The sequence below is a fragment of the Micromonospora kangleipakensis genome (assembly GCF_004217615.1).
GTDB classification, from domain to species: Bacteria; Actinomycetota; Actinomycetes; order Mycobacteriales; family Micromonosporaceae; genus Micromonospora; species Micromonospora kangleipakensis.
On sequence record NZ_SHLD01000001.1, the window covers coordinates 5,042,907 to 5,061,624 of the forward strand.

Annotated in this window: 9 protein-coding genes; 4 read left to right on the forward strand and 5 right to left on the reverse strand. The window is 71.9% G+C overall.

Features of this window, described 5'->3' with window-relative positions; translation table 11 throughout:
• Positions 1–57: 57 nt before the first annotated feature.
• Both EV384_RS24290 and EV384_RS24295 read left to right on the forward strand, forming a co-directional pair.
• On the forward strand, positions 58–2,394 hold the full coding sequence (locus tag EV384_RS24290) for a transglycosylase domain-containing protein (RefSeq protein WP_242624259.1): 2,337 nt from the start codon (positions 58–60) through the stop codon (positions 2,392–2,394).
• A gap of 6 nt (positions 2,395–2,400) precedes the next feature.
• Entirely contained in the window at positions 2,401–3,861 is a 1,461-nt protein-coding gene (locus tag EV384_RS24295; protein ID WP_207232447.1) for a CoA transferase, read from the forward strand.
• A gap of 18 nt (positions 3,862–3,879) precedes the next feature.
• Here the strand turns inward: EV384_RS24295 and EV384_RS24300 are convergent, their stop codons facing one another.
• From EV384_RS24300 to EV384_RS35545, 5 genes are all read right to left on the reverse strand, one after another.
• Positions 3,880–4,884: a hypothetical protein gene (locus EV384_RS24300; protein WP_130336787.1), complete on the reverse strand. Its 1,005-nt coding sequence runs from the start codon at positions 4,882–4,884 to the stop codon at positions 3,880–3,882.
• A gap of 82 nt (positions 4,885–4,966) precedes the next feature.
• A complete protein-coding gene (locus EV384_RS24305; protein WP_165440061.1) occupies positions 4,967–9,025 on the reverse strand; it encodes a ThuA domain-containing protein in 4,059 nt (1,352 codons plus the stop codon).
• A 192-nt stretch (positions 9,026–9,217) separates the two neighbouring features.
• Positions 9,218–10,402 carry a multicopper oxidase domain-containing protein gene (locus EV384_RS24310; RefSeq protein ID WP_130336789.1) on the reverse strand — a complete coding sequence of 395 codons (1,185 nt, stop codon included), beginning with the start codon at positions 10,400–10,402 and terminating at the stop codon, positions 9,218–9,220.
• Positions 10,399–11,367, reverse strand: a complete 969-nt coding sequence (locus EV384_RS24315; RefSeq protein ID WP_130336791.1) for a sugar phosphate isomerase/epimerase family protein — start codon at positions 11,365–11,367, stop codon at positions 10,399–10,401. The genes EV384_RS24310 and EV384_RS24315 overlap by 4 nt, the downstream gene beginning before the upstream one ends.
• A gap of 20 nt (positions 11,368–11,387) precedes the next feature.
• Positions 11,388–14,540, reverse strand: coding sequence for an OmpL47-type beta-barrel domain-containing protein (locus EV384_RS35545; RefSeq protein WP_423202916.1), 3,153 nt, complete (start codon positions 14,538–14,540; stop codon positions 11,388–11,390).
• Positions 14,541–15,176: 636 nt separating this feature from the next.
• Between EV384_RS35545 and EV384_RS24325 the strand changes: the two genes are divergently transcribed.
• Both EV384_RS24325 and EV384_RS24330 read left to right on the forward strand, forming a co-directional pair.
• A complete protein-coding gene (locus tag EV384_RS24325) occupies positions 15,177–16,034 on the forward strand; it encodes an ATP-grasp domain-containing protein (RefSeq protein ID WP_165440165.1) in 858 nt (285 codons plus the stop codon).
• A 556-nt stretch (positions 16,035–16,590) separates the two neighbouring features.
• On the forward strand, positions 16,591–18,618 hold the full coding sequence (locus tag EV384_RS24330; RefSeq protein ID WP_130336795.1) for a M4 family metallopeptidase: 2,028 nt from the start codon (positions 16,591–16,593) through the stop codon (positions 18,616–18,618).
• The last annotated feature ends 100 nt before the right edge of the window (positions 18,619–18,718 follow it).

Here is an 18,718-nt window from a genome sequence, read left to right on the forward strand (position 1 = left end):
CCGACCTGGTGTAATCGGGCACACGCAAGATTCGTCGGATCGGGCGGAGGGTATCGGGTGCGGGTGCTTCCCACCGGTGACAACTACAACGCCGCCGACGGTTCCGGAGCGCGGGTCGCCCCCGCGGGACGGAAGCGTCGGCGCCACCGCATCCTGATCTTCCTGGCCGTGTTCGCGCTGCTCGGCGGCTCCGGACTGGTGGCCGGCGGCTACTACTTCGACAGCGTGCCGACCCCCACCGACCTCAGGCTGCCGGAGTCGACCACGGTCTACTACGCCGACGGTCGCACGAAGATGGCGACGCTGGGCGCGGAGAACCGGACGATCGTGCCGTACGACCAGATGAACGACTCCGCCAAGCAGGCGATCGTGGCGGCCGAGGACCGCAGCTTCTGGACCAACAAGGGCATCGACTTCTCCGGCGTGCTCCGCGCCGCCTGGTCGAACGTGACCGGCGGCCAGCGGCAGGGCGCGTCGACCATCACCCAGCAGTACGCGCGGGTCGCCGCCGACCTCAACGGCGTCACCTACTCCCGCAAGCTCCGCGAGGCGGTCATCGCCTGGAAGCTCGACGACAAGTACTCCAAGGAGGAGATCCTCGGCTTCTACCTGAACACGGTGCCGTTCGGCCGCGGCGCGTACGGCATCGAGGCGGCCGCGCAGACGTACTTCGGCAAGACGGTGCGCCGGGACGCGCCGGCGGCCAACCAGCTGACCCCGGCCGAGGCGATGGTGCTCTGCGCGATGGTGAAGCAGCCGGAGGCCGACCCGAACGACCCGGAGGGCTCGCCCGGCTACGACCCGCGGCGCAACGCGACGGCGAAGCAGAATTCGATCGACCGGTGGAACTACATCCGGGACGGCATGGTGAAGCTGGGCTACCTGTCGGCGCAGGACGCGGCGAACCTGGCGTATCCCGACGACGTGAAGCCGGTCGACCCGAACGCGGGCCGGTCGGGCCTGGACCGGCCGACCGGCCTGGTGATCAACCACGTGCTCAGCGAGCTGCGGCAGACCGAGGCGTTCAAGGGCAAGCCGGCCGAGTTCATCCGCGACGGCGGCTTCAAGATCGTCACCACCATCGACAAGCGGGTCCAGGACGCGGCCGAGGCGGCCGCCGACATCCGGCGCGACAGCGCGCCGGAGGCGGTTCGCGGGCAGCCGAAGAACTGGCAGGCCGCGCTGGTGGCGGTGGAGCCGGGCACGGGCCGGGTGCTGGGGTACTACGGCGGCAACGACGGCGCGGGCGCCGACTACGCCGGGTGGTACTACGACGAGAACGGGGAGGCCCGCGGCTTCGGCCAGCACCCGCCGGGCTCGTCGTTCAAGGTCTACGACCTGGCCGCCGCCGTAGGCGACAAGATCTCCGTGAAGCAGCACTTCGACTCGCCGGAGACGAAGGAGTTCCCGGAGTCGGGCCGCACCAAGGAGAGCCCGGCCGGCCCGATCCGCAACGCCGAACACGCGCCGTGCCAGCCGGACTGCGCCCTGTGGGAGGCCACGGTCGCCTCGCTCAACGTCACCTACTTCGAGCTGACCGAGAAGCTGGGCACGGCGAAGGTGATCGACATGGCCACCCGGGCCGGCGTCGACTCGATGTGGGCCGTCGAGAAGGGCAACCCGCGGCCGGAGCGGGTCGAGCTGCGCGGCCAGCCGGCCGAGGAGGTGGCGGGACGCTTCTCCACGGAGGTCGGTATCGGCCAGTACGGCATTGCCGTGCAGGACCACGCCAACGGGATGGCGACCTTCGCCGCCGGCGGGAAGCGGGCCGAGCAGCACTTCGTCCGGTCGGTCACCAAGGGTGACGAGCGCGTCGTCGAGGAGCGGCTGGTGCAGGCCGACGTCGGGCTCGACGAGGAGGCGATCAACCAGCTCAACTGGACGTTGAGCCGGGTGAAGGCGGCCAAGCTGGACAACGGGTGGGACTCGGCCGGCAAGACCGGGACCTGGCAGGCCGGCCAGAGCACCACCCAGAACGTGCACACCTGGATGGTCGGCTACACGGGCGCGCTCGCGGCCGCGGTGTGGCTCGGCACCACCGACGGCAAGCCGCTGCGGACCAAGGACGGCAGCTACGAGGTGTACGGGTCCACCGGGCCGGGGCCGATCTGGCGGCAGTTCATGGAGCAGGCCACCGCCGCGCTCAAGCTCGACCCGGACAAGTACCGGTTCGGCACGCCCGAGTTCCCGGACGACACGCCGTCGCCCACCCCCCCGGAGACGCCGAAGCCGACGACCCCGTCACCGACGCCGGCCACCGCGTCACCGACGCCGAGCAAGGTGCCGACCCCCAGCTCCAGCCCGACCGGCCGGCCCAAGCCGACGACGACCCTGTCGCCCTCGCTGAGCCCGTTGCCGAGCCTGTCGCCGTCCCGCACCAAGGGACCGAGGTGACGGTGGGTGGCCGCCGCCGCCCGGCGGCGGCGGCCGGCGAATAATCGGCTCGTGGAGCAGGCGAGCGGAGCCGCGGTCCGAACGGCATGGACCGCGCTGGGCGGCGACCCGGCGGCCATCGGTTCCGTGGACCGGCACGGTCCGGCGGAGGTCCTGACGGCCCGGCTGCCGGTCGCGGAGCTCGCCGTGGCGACCGTCGCCGCCGCCGGGCTGGCCGCAGCCGAGCTGGCCCGGAGCCGGGGGCTGCGGGTGGCCGACCCCGTCCCGGTGGACACCGGCGCCGTGGCGACCGCCTTCACCAGCGAACGGCACCTGCGGGTGGACGGGACGGCCTTCGAGGGCTTCGCGCCGCTGTCCCGGTTCTGGCCGGCCGCCGACGGCTGGGTACGCACCCACGCCAACTACCCGCATCACCGCGACCGGCTGCTGACAGCGCTGGGGTTCGACCCGTCCCGGACCGACGACGCGTCGCTGGCCGCCGAGGTGGCCGACCGGATCCGCGCGGAGCCGGCGGTCGGCGTCGAGGAGGCGCTCACCGCCGTCGGCGGGCTCGCCGTCGCGGTACGCACACCGCAGCACTGGTCCGCGCACCCGCAGTCCGTGGCGGTCGCGCGGGAGCCCCTGGTCGGGCTGCGTCTCGACGGCCCGGCCGCGCCACGGCGGCTGCCGCCGCCACCGGAGTGTCCGCTGCTGCCCGCCGCCGGCGTGCGGGTGCTCGACCTGACCCGGGTCATCGCGGGTCCGGTGGCGACCCGGGTCCTCGCCCTGTTCGGTGCGGACGTGCTGCGGGTCGACGATCCCCGCCTGCCGGAGATCGAGGCGCAGCACGTGGACACCGGCTTCGGTAAGAGGTCCACCCTGCTGGATCTGCGCCGGCCCGCCGACCGGACGCGCTTCGACGAGCTGGTCGCCGACGCCGACGTGGTGGTCACCGGCTACCGTCCGGCGGCGCTGGACCGGTTCGGCCTCTCCCCCGAGGCGCTACGCCGCCGGCGTCCCGATCTGGTGGTCGCGCGGCTGTCGGCGTGGGGCTTCAGCGGGCCGTGGGCGCGCCGGCGCGGATTCGACAGCCTGGTGCAGGCCGCCACCGGCATCGCGGATGTCGAACGGCGGGCCGACGGCACGCCGGGAGCGCTGCCGGCCCAGGCCCTCGACCACGGCACCGGCTACCTCCTCGCGGCGGCGGTGCTGCGGGCCCTGACGCTGCGGGTCGAGCGGGGCGGGGCCTGGTCGGTCGAACTCTCCCTGGCCCGTACCGCGCGGTGGCTGCTGCACGAGCTTCCGGCGGAGGGTTCGGCGGGCCCGGCGAGCGCGCCGGATCCGAGCCGCTGGTGCGAGGAGCGGGACGCTCCGGTCGGTCGTCTCCGGTACGCCCTGCCGCCGGTCTGCCTGCCCGGCGGACCACGTACGTGGGCGACGCCCCCGTCGCCGTGGGGCGCCGACCCACCGGCGTGGCTGCCGAGCTGACCCGCAAGGGCTCGCGGCTCACCGGAGCCGGTTGGCCCACCGCCAGTTCGACAGGAAGCCGTGGGCACGGCCACCGAAGAAGTAGGACCACGCCGGGCTCGCGACGTAGGGTCCGATCTCGTCGAACGCCGCCTTCGCCTCGGCCCGCCGGTCGGAGAGCGCGTAGGCGAGGGCCAGCCAGTTGCGGCACACCATCACGTCGGCGTGGGTGGGCGGCCCGGCCGCCTGCCACTTCGCCACGCACGCGTCGAGCTCCCGCTGCACCTGAGGGCGCTGGAAGTAGCGGCGGCAGGCGAGCAGCCCCTTCGGCGTCGGCGTGCCCCAGTTGAACTCGCGCATCGCGTACTCGAAGTGGGCGAAGACCGGGAGCATGGTCACGCCCGCGCCGGGCGGCGCGGCGGCGGCGGTCGCCCGGGCCAGCCTGAACATGGCGTCGTGCGAGCCGAACCATTTCTCGCAGTGGAAGCTCACCGCCGCCAGGTGGGCCGCGAAGTTGAACCGGTCCCGGCGCCGGACCTCGGCGAGCGCCTCGGCGAACTCCTCGTGCCGGGTGCGGCCGCCGGCGAACATGGCCCACAGCACGTCGATCCAGGGCACCGGGTCGTGCGGCGCCAGCGCGATCGCCTGCCGTCCCGCCGCGGCCGCCTGGGCCGACAGCTCGGCGAAGCCGACGAGCTGTTCCCGGGTGGTGTCGGCCGTCGGGGCCGAGCCGCGCGCCCGGCTCGCCCGTTCCGCGAGGGTCGACGCCCAGATCGCCGCCGCCGTCGGGTCGTCCGGGATCGCCGCACGCCAGGCGTCGAGCCACGCTCCGTCGTCCGCGGCCGCCACGCTCAGCGCCGCCATCCGGCGGCCCCGTCGTTCCCAGTCGGCGCCGGAGGCCTCGACGACGTCCTGAGCGGCCTGCCAGTCGCCGGTGAGCGCCTTGTCCCGGGCGGCCCGCAGGTCGTGGTCGTCGAGGGCCGGGTCGAGGTCGGCGGCCGGCTCGACGGGCTGCGGACCACGGTTGAAGAGATGTCGGAACACCGCGGGAGCATAACGACCACAGCGGACACGCAGGGGCCGGCGCCGGGTACGGAGGCAGCCCCCGTACCCGGCGCCGGTGCCGTCACAACTCCCGCACCCGCACGTCGCGGAATTCGATCAGGTCGTTCGTGCCGTGGTTCTGCAACCCGACGAACCCGCTGAGGAACTGGCGCAGGTCGGTGGGCGGGTCGCCCTGGCGGGACGACGCCTTGCCGGGCGTGTTGTCGAACTCGTTGATCACCACGCCGTTGCGGATGATCGTGTAGTGCTGCCCGACCACCCGGACCTCGTAGTCGTTCCACTGGCCCTTCGGGGTCACCCCGGCCTCGTCCAGCCCGCTCGGGTCGAAGTTGTAGATCGACCCGGTCTTCTGCGGCTCACCGGTGGGCCCGTCGTAGATCTGGATCTCGTGGCCGCAGTAGATCGCCACCCAGGCCTGCGACGTCCGGGCCGACCCGACCGTGCCGCAGCTGCCGGCCGGCCGCTGGTCCAGCAGGGTCCGCGGATCCGGGAACCGGGTGAAGACGCCGCTGTTGGCGTACACGCCGTCGGCGGAGACGTCCCGGAACTGCATCCGCAGCGAGAAGTCGGCGAAGTCGTCCTTGGCGTACCAGAGCATGCCGAGCCCGCCGGAGCTGCGGATCGACCCGTCGGGTCGCAGCGCGAACGACCCGCCGGGCGCCTGCCGCCAGTCGGCGAGCGACTCCGCCGTGCCGTCGAAGAGTGACCGGTAGCCGGGGATCTTGCCGATCTCCGACTGGGCGGCCGCGGTGTTCAGCTTGGTGGCCTCCCGGTTGTCCACGACGCCGTCGGCGCGGAGCTGGTTGACCACGTCGGCGACGTGGCTGACGAACTGGCCGTGGTTCGGCCAGCCGCGCTCGTCGTCGATCAGGTCGTTGATGGTGCAGTCGCCGCCGACCTCGTGGTTGGTCACCCCGGTGTCGGTGTCGAGCATCCGGACCGTCTTGCGGGCGTCCGGTGCGGTGCAGCCGGCGAACGCCTGGAGCTTCGCGGTGGCCACCTCGCCGTCGGCGTAGGTCACCTTGAGCGTGGCCTGGTAGGTGCCGTAGTCCGCGTAGGTGTGCGTCGGGTTCGCCTCGTGCGACGGCGCGCTGCCGTCACCGAAGTTCCACTCCCAGGCCACCCCGCCGACGCGGGCGCCGGAGAACGCGATCGTCCTCGGGTTGCTCTGCGCCACGGCCGAGGCGGTGGCGTCGCTCGGCCGCGGCGTCGCCGGACCACCCTGGTAGGCGACGCGGATCAGCTTCTGGTTCGAGTGCAGGCTGAAGAAGCCACCGGCGTAGTCCAGCATGTAGAGCGCGCCGTCCGGGCCGAACTTGGCGTCCATCCAGGACTGGAGCTGGGTGCCGCCGTTGCCGGAGCGGATGATCTGGCGCAGGTCCTCGGCGAAGGCCGGCGGGGCGTGGTCCTCGACCTTGGCCGGGTCGACGGTGACGGCGACCCGGTTGTTGGCGTTGGACTCGTCACCGATGAACCACTTGTTGTCCCAGTACGCCGGCCAGGCGACACCGCTGTCGGTGTCCACCTTCTCGCGCTGGTAGGTCGGGCCGTTCATGATGGCCTGGCCGCCGCCCTTGAGGTACGGCTGGGTGAACTTCTCCTCGCCCGCCACGTACGTGGGCAGCCCGCTGCCGTCGGCACGCTTCGGGTAGACCGGGCCACCGCCCTGCGGCGAGTACCAGATCATGTTGTCCCGGGCCGGCGGGATGTTGACCAGACCGGTGTTGCGCGGCGACTCGTTCTTCAGGTTGTCGCAGTCGTACCAGCCGGTCAGCACGTTCGCGTCGGTGTTGCTCCGGTCCCGGTAGGGCTGCCGGTTGCCCATGCAGTACGGCCAGCCCTGGTTGCCCGCCGAGGTGATGATCGTGGCGGTCTCGTACTTCGCCGGGCCGAGGTCCGGGCTGGGGCCGCCGGCGTCCGGGCCGACCCAGGCGGCGGTCAGCCAGTGGTTGACCGGGTCCCAGGCGATCCGGGCGATGTTGCGCACGCCCATCACGTAGATCTCCGGACGCGTCTTGCCGCCGCCCTCCTCCTTGCCGTTGAACAGGTTGCCCGACGGGATCGTGTAGCTGCCGTCCGCCTCCGGGTGGATGCGGAGGATCTTGCCGTTGAGGTCGTTGGTGTTGCCGGAGGTACGCCGGGCGTCCTGGAACGAGGTGCCCTGGTACTCCTGGGTCCAGTTGTTGCCGGAGTAGCCGCTGGACCCGCCGGAGGAGTTGCTGTCGCCGCTACCGATGTAGAGGTTGCCGCTCTCGTCGAAGGTCATCCCGCCACCGGCATGGCAGCAGCTGTGGATCTGGGTGTCCCAGTGCAGCAGGTCCTTGCGGGTGGCCTGGTCAATCGTCTGCTTCGCGGCGTCGTAGGTGAACCGGGAGACGGTCCGCTGGCCGATCCGCCGGTCCCGGTCGATGGACTCGTGGGGCATCCAGTAGGCGTAGACCCAGCCGTTCTGGGCGAACTTCGGGTCGAGGGTGATGCCGACCAGGCCCTCCTCGTTCTTCACCAGCTCGCTGCCGCTGCCCCGGTTGCCCATCACGGGGAGGGTGGTCAGCAGCTTGGCCTGCTTGGTCTTCGGGTCCCACCGGTGGATCGTGCCGCAGCCGAGGCCGACCTTCGGGTCGTCCCAGCTGGCGATCGGCCCGGTCGGGCAGGCCGCCTTGCCGATGTAGTACACCGCGCCGTCGGGCGCAATGGTCAGACCGTGCGGCTCACCGATCTGGTCGAGCTGCCCCGGCTGGTTGGCGGCGGTGAGCCGCTCGATCCGGTAGTTCGAGGCGATGGTCGCCTGGCAGTCGCCGCGGACCATGCCGGTCGTCCACTTGATCGCGCCGGCCAGGTGGCCCTGGAACTGCTTGTCGCCGCTCCAGCTCTCCTCCGTGCGCCCCATGCCGGTGTAGAACGACCGGCCGCCGTCGTAGTCCTGGCACCAGGAGATCGGGTGGAACGCCCCGTTGCCGCTCAGCCCCGCGTTGTAGGTGCCCTCCTCGACCTGGGCGATGGTGTGGACCTTGCCGATCGGGCTCGGATCCCAGTTGATCCACTGGTCGGAGCGGGTCCAGGTCAGCGGCAACCCCTTGTTGGCGGGGTGCTGCCGGTCGGTGACGTCGACGACGGCCCGCTGCACCGTGCTGTCCGGGGCGGGTCCGGAGTCGGGGCCGATCAGCCACAGCTCGGCCAGCTGGATCAGCGGCTCGCCGCTGTTCGCGGTGATGTTCAGCCGGTAGTGCTGGTACGCCGTGCTGTTGTCGAAGCTGTACTGCTTGGTCTGGAACCGCTGCGGGAAGGTCTCCCCGGTCCGGGTGTCCAGGTCGGTCCAGGTGGTGCCGTCCTGGGAGCCCTGCAGGGTCCAGTTCTTCGGGTCCCGGCCGGGGAAGTCGTTGGCCGAGGTCAGCGCGTAGCGGGACACCACGACCGGCTTGGCCAGCTTGGCCGCGAGCCACCCGGTCGGGGAGAAGGTCAGCCACTTGGTGCCCGTCGACCCGTCGATCGCCTTCGCGGCGGTCTCGTTCGGCGGGTTCTCGGCGCTCGCCGTGGCCGAGACCGGCTTCTCGGCGTTGGGCAGGCCGGCGGCCGGACGACTGCCGATCAGCCCGGTGAACCAGGCGGACTCCGGCTGGGCGCGCGCGGCGTCGTGGACGCCGACGAAGCCGCCGCCGCCCTTGACGTACGCCTGGAAGGCCGCCTCCTGGGCGTCGTTGAGCGTCACCCCGTTGGCGGAGAGGAACACCACCGCGCGGTACCGGGCCAGGTTGCCGAAGGTGAACACCGCCGGGTCGGCGGAGTCGTCGACGGTGAAGCCGTGCTCGGCGCCGAGCTCCCTGATCGTCGTGGTCGCCCGGGCGACCGGGTCGTCCTGCTTGTCCACCGGGCCGTGGAAGACCAGCACCTTCACGGCCGCGGCGGCCGCGGCCGAGGCGGGCGTCGGATTCACGGCCTGGGCGGGCAGGGCCAGCATGCCGAGCGCCAGCGCGGCGCTCGAGGCCAGGGCGCCGGCGCGGCGGGGCGCCTTCGCGCGCCGCGGAACGGTCCCGGCGACCGGTGTCGGTGTGGTGGATCCCGTCGAGTCGGAACGAAGGCGTCCGACCCATCGGGAGAACCGGAAATGGCGTCCTTGAGCCATCTCGACTCCTCTGTGTTGAGGGACATGGGTTTTCCGGATCGGTCATCCGGGGTGAGGCTGGGTGGCCGGATGACGGGGTGGGTGGTGGCGACCGAGGTGCCGGTCGGGTCGGGGGCGTGGCTGCTGGTCCTCGACGCTGGGGGCCGGCAGCCACGCCGCCCGGGTCACGGTGACCGCGGCGGGCGCGGGTGGTCAGCCGTGCTGGTGCGCTCCGCCGTCGGTGGCGGGTTGGCTGTCGCCGGTCGGCTGGCCGGCGTCGGCGACGGCCGGATGCTGGTGGTCCATCCCCGGGGGCATCTGCCCGTTCTCGTCGAGGACGTGCAGCATCGTCGACATGCCGGCGTCGGAGTGGAACTGCATGTGGCAGTGCAGCATCCAGTGCCCCGGTCCGACCGAGTCACCGGCCACCACCTGAACCCCGAAGGAGTCGCCGGGGCCGAGCGTCTTGTTGTCGATGATCGGTACGGAGTCGGCGAACGGTTGGCCGTTGCTCACCATCCCCGTCCGGGTGTCCGCCCAGGAGTGCCCGTGCAGGTGGAAGGTGTGCATGTCGTTGCCGATGCCGATGACGACGAACTCGACCCGCTCCCCCTTCCGGGCGACCAGGCAGGTCGGGCCGGGCTGCGGGTTCGCCGCGTCGCAGGTGTCGGTGGCCTCGCCCCGGCGCAGGTTGATGCTCTGCCGGTCACCGAAGGCGGTCACGTAGGTCCGGTCCGGCTTCGGGTCGCCCGGCCGGCGGACGACCAGCCCGCCGAAGAGGCCGGACGAGAGGCCCTGCGTACCGTGCGGCCCGCCCACCACGTGGTCGTGGTACCACCAGTAACCGGCCGTGCCCTGCGCCCCGGTCCTGGTGTTGCGCGGCGCGGCGTACCAGGTGTACGTGCGCGACGCGCCCGGCGGGACGAACGACTCGCTCTGCACCGTGCCGTCGGACTGCTGGGTGTACTTGACCCCGTGCACGTGCAGCGAGACGCCGAGCGGGTGGGCCGGGTTGGTGCGCAGCGCCGCCAGCGTCTCGGCGGAGACCTGGTTGTGCAGGGTGATGGCGAGGCACTCCCCCTCCATCATCTCCATGGTCGGCCCCGGGTAGGAGGCCGTCTCCGGGGTGAGGCCGTAGCCGAGCCGGATCTGCGTGCCGTCCTTCGGCAGCTCCACCGCGTACAACTGGAGGCTGCGGTCCGGCTTGACGCAGCCCTCGGGCCGTTCGGCGGAGAACATCCCCGTGCCGGCGGCCGCGAGGCCACCGGCCCCGACCAGAGTCAGCAGGACGACCGCCGCGACGACCAGCAGCCGCCGCGCCCCGGAGCGGGGACGATCGGGCCGGGCCGCGTCGGGTTCCGGGAGCGGATCGGTCTCCGCCAGCCGCCAGGCGCTCACCGGGCACCCCGCAGCTCCACCATGCGCTGGTAGCTCCGCTCGGCGGCGCCCAGCGACCCGGGCGGGTTGGGCTGGGCGTTCGGCCCGGAGTCCTGCTCCCACAGGTACTCGAAGCAGCCCCCGCCCTTCAGCTCGCCGAAGAAGTCGGCGAACGGGATGACCCCGGCGCCGAACTCGACGTCCAGGTAGGAGTTGCCCTGCTGGGGGTCGGGCAGCGGGACGCCGTCCTTGACGTGGAACAGCGGGTACCGGTGCGGCTGGGCGTTGACGTAGTCGACCGGGCGGAAGCCGGGGTACTTCCGCGCCCCGCCGTACGCCCAGAGGATGTCCATCTCCAGGTACACGTACCGCGGGTCGGTGAGTTCCAGGAACAGGTCGTACAGCCGCACGTCGGGGCGGTCGACCGCGAAGCTGAACTCGATCGTGTGGTTGTGCTGGTAGAGCTTGATGCCCCGGGCCGCGGCGGCGGCGCCCCACGCGTTGAACTCCGCGGCGGCCGCCTGGTACCCGGCGATCGTGCGGTCGCCGGTGGGCGCCTGGGCGGTGCCGATGGCCGGCATGCCCAGGGTCTCCGCGACTTCGAGCTCCCACTCCAGGTTGGTTCGGAAGTCGTTCAGCCCGCGGTGGCTGCCCGCCGCCTTCAGCCCGTTGTCGTCCAGCAGCTGCCGGATCTGGGCCGGGGTGATCGCGCCGACGGCGCCCTGGGTGTAGCCGGCGAACTCCACCTCCCGGTAGCCGATCCGGGAGAGCTCCTCGAAGACCGCCGCGAACCCGACCTGCGCGATCTTGTCCCGGACGCTGTAGAGCTGGATGCCCATGTGGCCGCGCGGGATCAGGTGACCGTTCGAGTCGTCGCCCGCTGCGGTGGCGGGTAGGGCTCCGGTGAGGCTGGCCGCGGTGACCGCCACGGTGGAGCCGGCGAGCCCGCGCAGCAGCGCCCGGCGGTCGATCCTGTTCTTTGCCATGGTTGGTTCCCTTCGCTCGATCAGCAGCAGGTGGTCGAGTTGGCGGCGGAGGCCGACCCGTTCGGGCAGCACGGGGTGAGCGGCGCGATCCGCACGTCGCGGAAGCTGATGACGTCGGCGGTGCCGTGGTTCTGCAGGCCGATGTATCCGCGCGCGCTCTGCCGTCCGGCCCCGCCGGGGTCGTCGGCCCGGGGCGGGCTGAAGACCGTGTCCGGGGTGTTCACGTAGTCGTTGATCAGCTCTCCGTTGCGGAAGACGGAGTAGTGCTGGCCGACCACCCGGATCTCGTAGTCGTTCCAGGTGCCCTTCGGGGTGACGTGGGCGCCGGCCAGGTCGACCCGGTCGAAGCCGTACACCGATCCGCTCTTGTACTGGTCGCCGTCGGGCCGGTCGAGGATCTGGAGTTCGTGGCCGTACTTGATGGCCACCCACTCCGGGCGCGGCTCGTCGGGGTGCGCGCGGACGTCCGGGAACCGGACGAAGACCCCGCTGTTGGCCCGGCCGTCGGCGGGGGCGTCGTCGCGCCACCGCAGCTTCAGCGAGAAATCGCCGTACGCGCTGACCGGGAACCACAGCATGCCGAGCCCCGGCTCGGGCCGGCTGCTGATCGACCCGTCGGCGTTGCGGGTGAAGCCGCCCGCGCCGACGTGCTGCCAGCGGCCGAAGGACGCGGCCGTGTTGTCCAGCAGCGGCTGGTAGCCGTTCTTTTCGTCCGGCTTGCCGACGCCTGAGCGGGCCGCCGCGCTGATCAGTCGCCCGTGCTCCAGGTGGGTGATGACACCCAGGTGGTGCAGGTGCTCGGCGACCACCGTCAGGTAGGAGACGAACTCGCCGTGGTTCGGCCAGCTCCGCTCGTCCTCGATGACGTTGTTGATCGTGCAGTCGTCCTCGACGACCCGGTTGGGCACGCCGCTGTCCACGGTGCCGAGCCACACGGTCGGGCGGGTGTCCTTGACCGGGCAGTCGGGCCCGGGGCCGCTCGCCACCACGGTGAACGTGACCGACGCGGTGCCCGAGGTGTTGCCGGCCTTGTCGGTGGCCCGGTAGCTGAGCGTGTGCTGTCCGGGTTGGTTCACCGTGACCGGCGCCGAATACCGGCTGTAGGGCTGCCCGTCGAGGGAGTACTCGATCCGGTCGACGCCCGAGCCCGCGTCGGCGGCCGACAGCGTCACCGTGGCGCTGCCGAGGTAGGCGCCGTCGTCGTCGAGCTGGCCGGAGACGGCGGCGGTCGCGGTCGGCGGGGTGGTGTCGGCGGGCGGCGTCTGCACCACCGTGAACGACACCGTCTGCGCCGACGAGGTGTTACCGGCCTTGTCCGTCGCCCGGTAGCTGGCCGTGTGCTGACCCGGCTGGTTCACCGTCACCGGCGCGGAGTAGCCGGCGTAGGGCTGCCCGTCGAGGGAGTACTCGATCCGGTCGACGCCCGAGCCCGCGTCGGCGGCCGACAGCGTCACCGTGGCGCTGCCGACGTACGCGCCGTCGGCGTCCCTCTGCCCGGTCACCGTCGCGGTCGCGGTGGGCGGCGTCGTGTCGGCGGGCGGCGTCTGCACCACGGTGAACGACACGGACTGGGCCGACGAGGTGTTACCCGCCTTGTCGTTCGCCCGGTACGACACCGTGTGCTGGCCCGGCTGATTCACCGTCACCGGCGCCGAGTAGGCGGCGTAGGCACCCCCGTCCAGGGAGTACTCGATCCGGTCCACGCCGGAGCCGGTGTCGGTCGCGGACAGGGTCACCGTGGCGCTGCCGACGTACGCGCCGTCGGCGTCCTTCTGCCCGGTCACCGCGGCCGTCACCGTCGGCGGGGTGGTGTCGGCAGGCGGCGTCTGCACCACCGTGAAGGAGACAGACTGCGCCGACGAGGTGTTGCCCGCCTTGTCCGTCGCCCGGTAGCTGACCGTGTGCTGACCCGGCTGGTTCACCGCCACGGGCGCGGAGTAGCCGGCGTAGGGCTGCCCGTCGAGGGAGTACTCGATCCGGTCCACACCCGAGCCGCTGTCCGTCGCCGACAGGGTCACCGTCGCGCTGCCCACGTACGCGCCGGTCGCATCCCTGTCCCCGGAGACCGCGGCCGTCACGGTCGGGGGCGTGGTGTCGGCGGGCGGCGTCTGTACCACCGTGAAGGAGACCGCCTGGGCCGACGAGGTGTTGCCCGCCTTGTCGGTCGCCCGGTAGTTGACCGTGTGCTGGCCCGGCTGGTTGACCGTCACCGGCGCCGAGTAGGCCGCGTAGGCGGCCCCGTCGAGGGAGTACTCGATCCGGTCCACGCCCGAGCCGGTGTCCGTCGCCGACAGGGTCACCGTCGCGCTGCCGACATAGGCGCCGTTGGCGTCCTTCTGCCCGGTCACCGCCGCGGTCACCGTCGGCGGCGTGGTGTCCGCCGGCGGCGTCTGCACCACCGTGAACGACACCGACTGCACCGACGAGGTGTTACCCGCCTTGTCCGTCGCCCGGTAGTTGACCGTGTGCTGACCCGGCTGGTTCACCGTCACCGGCGCCGAGTAGGTGCCGTACGCGCCGCCGTCCAGGGCGTACTCGACGCGGGACACCCCGGAACCGGTGTCGGTCGCCGACAGGGTCACGGTGGCGCTGCCCACGTACGCGCCGGTCGCGTCCTTCTCCCCGGAGACCGCGGCCGTCACCGTCGGGGGTGTGGTGTCCGATCCTCCGTCGGTGACGACCAGGAGCCCGGTCATGCCGCCGTGGCCGGGGATCGAGCAGAAGTACCGGTAGGTGCCGGCCGTGAGGACCACGTCGACCGTCCACCGGCCCCCGTTGCTGTCCGACGGATCGGCCAGGATGTTCACGTCGACATCGCTGTTGTACGCGGGGTTCCCGGTCTCGAAGGTGAGGGTGTGCTGCATGCCGGTGGTGTTGCCGGTGGCCGCGCTGTTCTCGAAGACGAGGGTGGCCGGTCCAGCCGTGGCGGTCGTCGGCGCGGACCGGTACGACAGGAAGTTGTCGCCGGCGGTCCAGGTGAGGGCCTGGGCCTGCAGTTGCTGCGACGGCGTGGTCGCCCCGGCCGTCGCCGGCCGTTCCGGATCGGTCGGACGCGCGTTCGCCGGGGACGCAGCCACGGCGGCGGTCAGCAGGAGGACCATCGTGGCAATGGTCGCCATCGGCCTCCTGAGCCGGCTCAGGGTGAGTCGGCCGCGCGGTGGATGTGGATTCATGGATGCCTCTCTCACGGTCCGGGAGAACACCGGGCGGAGCGTGCGTCGGCCCGTCGATGTCAGGAGTGGTCGAAGCCGCCCGGCGGCCCCTCCCTGGCCGCGCGGGATCCCCGGCCGTGGCGGCTCGCCACGGTCGTCCGGTGTGGAGTGGTGGTGGTCCGGTGTCGGCGGCGGTCCGGATCGCACGCGGCATCGGACGCGGTTCCGCGTCGGAGCTGAGGGGTCTCGTCGGGTAAGGGCGGACATCGGTCGAGCCTCGGCGCGTGCCCGCGCCGGGTCGCCGTGGTGCGGCGTTGACCCGGGGACGGCCATTCCTGGCCGGTCATGGCCTCCGGGCGGGTTGCGCCGCCTGAAGGCCATCGTCGAGAACTACCGTGCCAGTCGTGCTCGACGAAACATATTGACAGTGCTGACCCTACTAACTTCCGCACAGGGTGTCCATAGCTTTCGTCTACGCCGCAGCTACTTTGCGCTACAGCAAACGAAAGTGGTGTCAGGGGCGGAATTCGGCCCTCCCCCGCCACCGTCGGCAAGGCACGGGGTCGAAGCGTCACGGGCGGCGGACACCGACCGCCTCACCGGTGTCGCCACAAAGGACAGAACTCGTCGCGGCGATCCGGCAACATGAGCCAGGTGATGCTGCTGTTCCCCGCCGACCCGCTGCGTCCGCGCCGCCCGGACGACCACTTCGCCGCGGAGGCCGAGGCTGCCCGGGCGGCCGGGATCCTCGTCGCCCTGGTGGACCACGACCTGCTCGCTTCCGGTCACGATCCGGCCCGGGCGGTGGCGGCCGTACGGGCCTCCGGGGTCGCGGTCTACCGCGGCTGGATGCTGCGGGCCGACCGGTACGCCGACCTCGCGGACGCCCTGGCCGCCCGGGACGTGCGGCTGCGTACGACGCCGGCGCAATATCGCCGGGCCCATGAGCTGCCCGGCTGGTACGAGGCGTTACGGACCGTCACGCCTGAGTCGGTCTGGACCACCGGGGCGGGGCGGGCCGCGTTCGACGCGGCCCGGCGGGCGCTCGGCGGCGGGCCGGCGGTACTGCGCGACTGGACGAAATCGGCCAAGCACCACTGGCACGAGGCGGCGTTCATCCCGGACCTCGCCGACGACGACGCCGCGTGGCGCGTCGCCACCCGCCTCCTGCAGCTGCGCGAGGACGACTTCACGGGCGGCTTCGTGCTGCGCCGGTTCGAGCGGTTCACCGGGGCCGAGGTACGCACCTGGTGGATCGACGGCCGGTGGGCGCTCGTCGGCCCGCACCCGGACACCCCGGACGCCGCCCCGACGGACGGGGTCAACCCCGGCTTCCTCACCCCGTTGGTCGCCCCGCTCGGCCTGCCGTTCGTGACGGTGGACCTGGCCCGGCACGCCGACGGACGGTGGCGGGTGGTCGAGCTCGGCGACGGCCAGGTCAGCGACCGCCCGGCCACCGTCGCTCCGTCGGCGCTGATCACCGCGCTGGGCCGGGCCTTCGCCGGGGCGTCCTGACCGGACGGCGGTGGCACCCCCGGTCAGCCCGGCGTGGCGAGCTCCCGACCGGGGCTCGCGCACCTCGTCGTCATCCGCGCGAAACCCCGTCGTGACATCACCCGAACGACGGGAGGGGCCGGCGGTGCGGCGGATGATCACGGTTCGTTCAGCGCCGACCGACGGGCCGTACGGCCGGGGACGATCGGCGCCTCGGCGCGGCACCAAGACGCGCCATCAGCGGATAGCGGCATTAGCCGCAAGTTGGGCGCGGCCTCTTTCGCCGCCGAGAACATAAGGGCTGATCAGGGGCTATTGAAGATCATGGCTTCCTGAATTGTCGATGTCGCCGAGTCGATCGGAACAAGACCGTTGCCTCGGTCACCCATTGATCTGCACCGCTGCCCGTGTGATCGTGCTGCCACGAGTCACCGACCCCGGTGGCTCGGGATGGTCGGTCGGTCGATCCGGGGCACGCCGGCAGCTCCGGAGACCGCCATCGCCCGCCTTGCAGCTTGACCGCGGCGCGCGTCCCTACCGGGCTCCGCGCGCCGCCTAGGAACAGGAGCACACCCCCTTGAAGCTCTCACCCCGCCTCGCCGCGCTCGCCGGTGCGGCCGCGGCCGGTCTGATCGCCGCCGGCACCGCCGCGGCCGTACAGGCCGCACCGCCCAGCCCCGCCCCCGACGCGGCCCAGGCCCGCGCACTCGCCGCCAGGTCGGCCAGCGCGCTGGTCGCCAGCCGCCCGCAGTACCTGCACGCCAGCTCCGACGAGGCATTCGTCCAGAAGCCCGTCATCACCTCCGAGGGCACCCAGTACGTGCCCTACGAGCGCACCTACAAAGGCCTGCCGGTGACCGGCGGTGACTTCGTCCTGGCGACCGACTCCGCCGGAAACCTGAAGTACGCCTCCGTGGCCCAGCAGCAGAGCATCGGCAGCCTCGCCACGACGCCGAAGCTGCGGTCCGCGGCCGCGGAGCGGACCGCCCGCGCGCAGCTGAAGACGGTGACCACCGTCGAGGGCACCACGCTCGTCGTCTACACCCTCGACAGCAAGCCGGCCCTGGCCTGGGAGACCACCCTGCGGGGCACCGACGCCGAGGGCCCGAGCCGGCTCACCGTGGACGTCGACGCCCTCACCGGCAAGGTGCTGCGCAAGCAGGAGCGCATCGTGCACGGCAGCGGCACCGGCGCCTGGAACGGGCCGGTCACGTTGAACACCACCCTCTCCGGCAGCACGTACTCCATGAAGGACCCGAACGTCACCAACCAGAGCTGCCAGGACGCCGCGACCAACACGACGTTCTCCGGCTCCGACGACGTCTGGGGCAACGGCACCGCCACCAACAAGGAGACCGGCTGCGTCGACGCGCTCTTCGCCGCGCAGACCGAGCACAAGATGCTGTCGCAGTGGCTCGGCCGCAACGGCGCGAACGGCAGCGGTGGCGCCTGGCCGATCCGGGTCGGCCTGAACGACCAGAACGCGTACTACGACGGCACCCAGGTACAGATCGGCAAGAACACCTCGGGCCAGTGGATCAGCTCGCTCGACGTGGTGGCCCACGAGATCGGCCACGGCATCGACGACAACACGCCGGGCGGCATCTCCGGCAACGGGACGCAGGAGTTCGTCGCGGACACCTTCGGCGCGGCCACCGAGTGGTTCGCCAACGAGCCGTCCACCTACGACGCCCCCGACTTCCTGGTCGGCGAGAAGATCAACCTGGTCGGCAGCGGGCCGATCCGCAACATGTACAACCCGTCGGCGCTGGGCGACCCCAACTGCTACTCCAGCAGCATCCCCAGCACTGAGGTGCACGCCGCGGCCGGCCCCGGCAACCACTGGTTCTACCTGCTGGCCATGGGCAGCAACCCGACCAACGGCCAGCCGACCAGCTCGACCTGCAACGGCAGCACCGTGACCGGCCTCGGCATCCAGAAGGCCATGAAGATCATGTACAACGCGATGCTGCTGAAGACCTCGTCCTCGTCGTACCTGAAGTACCGCACCTGGACGCTGCAGGCGGCGAAGAACCTCTACCCGACCAGCTGCACCGAGTTCAACACGGTCAAGGCCGCCTGGGACGCGGCGAGCGTGCCGGCCCAGTCCGGCGACCCGACCTGCAGCGGCACCACCACCCCGCCGCCCACCGGCAGCTGCACCGGCCAGAAGCTGGCCAACCCCGGCTTCGAGTCCGGCGCGGTGAGCTGGAGCGCCACCTCGGGCGTCATCACCAACTCGACCAGCCAGCCCGCGCACGGCGGTTCGTACAAGGCGTGGCTCGACGGGTACGGCTCGACCCACACCGACACCCTGTCGCAGGCGGTGAGCATCCCGGCCGGATGCCGGGCCACGCTCTCCTTCTACCTGCACATCGACACGTCTGAGTCGGGCAGCACGGCCTACGACAAGCTGACCGTCAAGGCCGGCAGCACCACCCTGGCGACATACTCCAACGTGAACGCCGCCACCGGCTACGTCCTGAGGTCCTTCGACGTCTCGTCGCTGGCCGGCACCACCGTGACCATCTTGTTCAGCGGCGTGGAGGACAGCTCCCTGCAGACCTCCTTCGTCGTCGACGACACCGCGCTCACCCTGAGCTGATCGAAGACGCAGCGGCCGGTCGTCGTCCTCCCGACGGCCGGCCGCTGCGCCGCGTTCTCCATCCCGGGATTGTGATCCGGGGCACCGACATTTCGCCGAC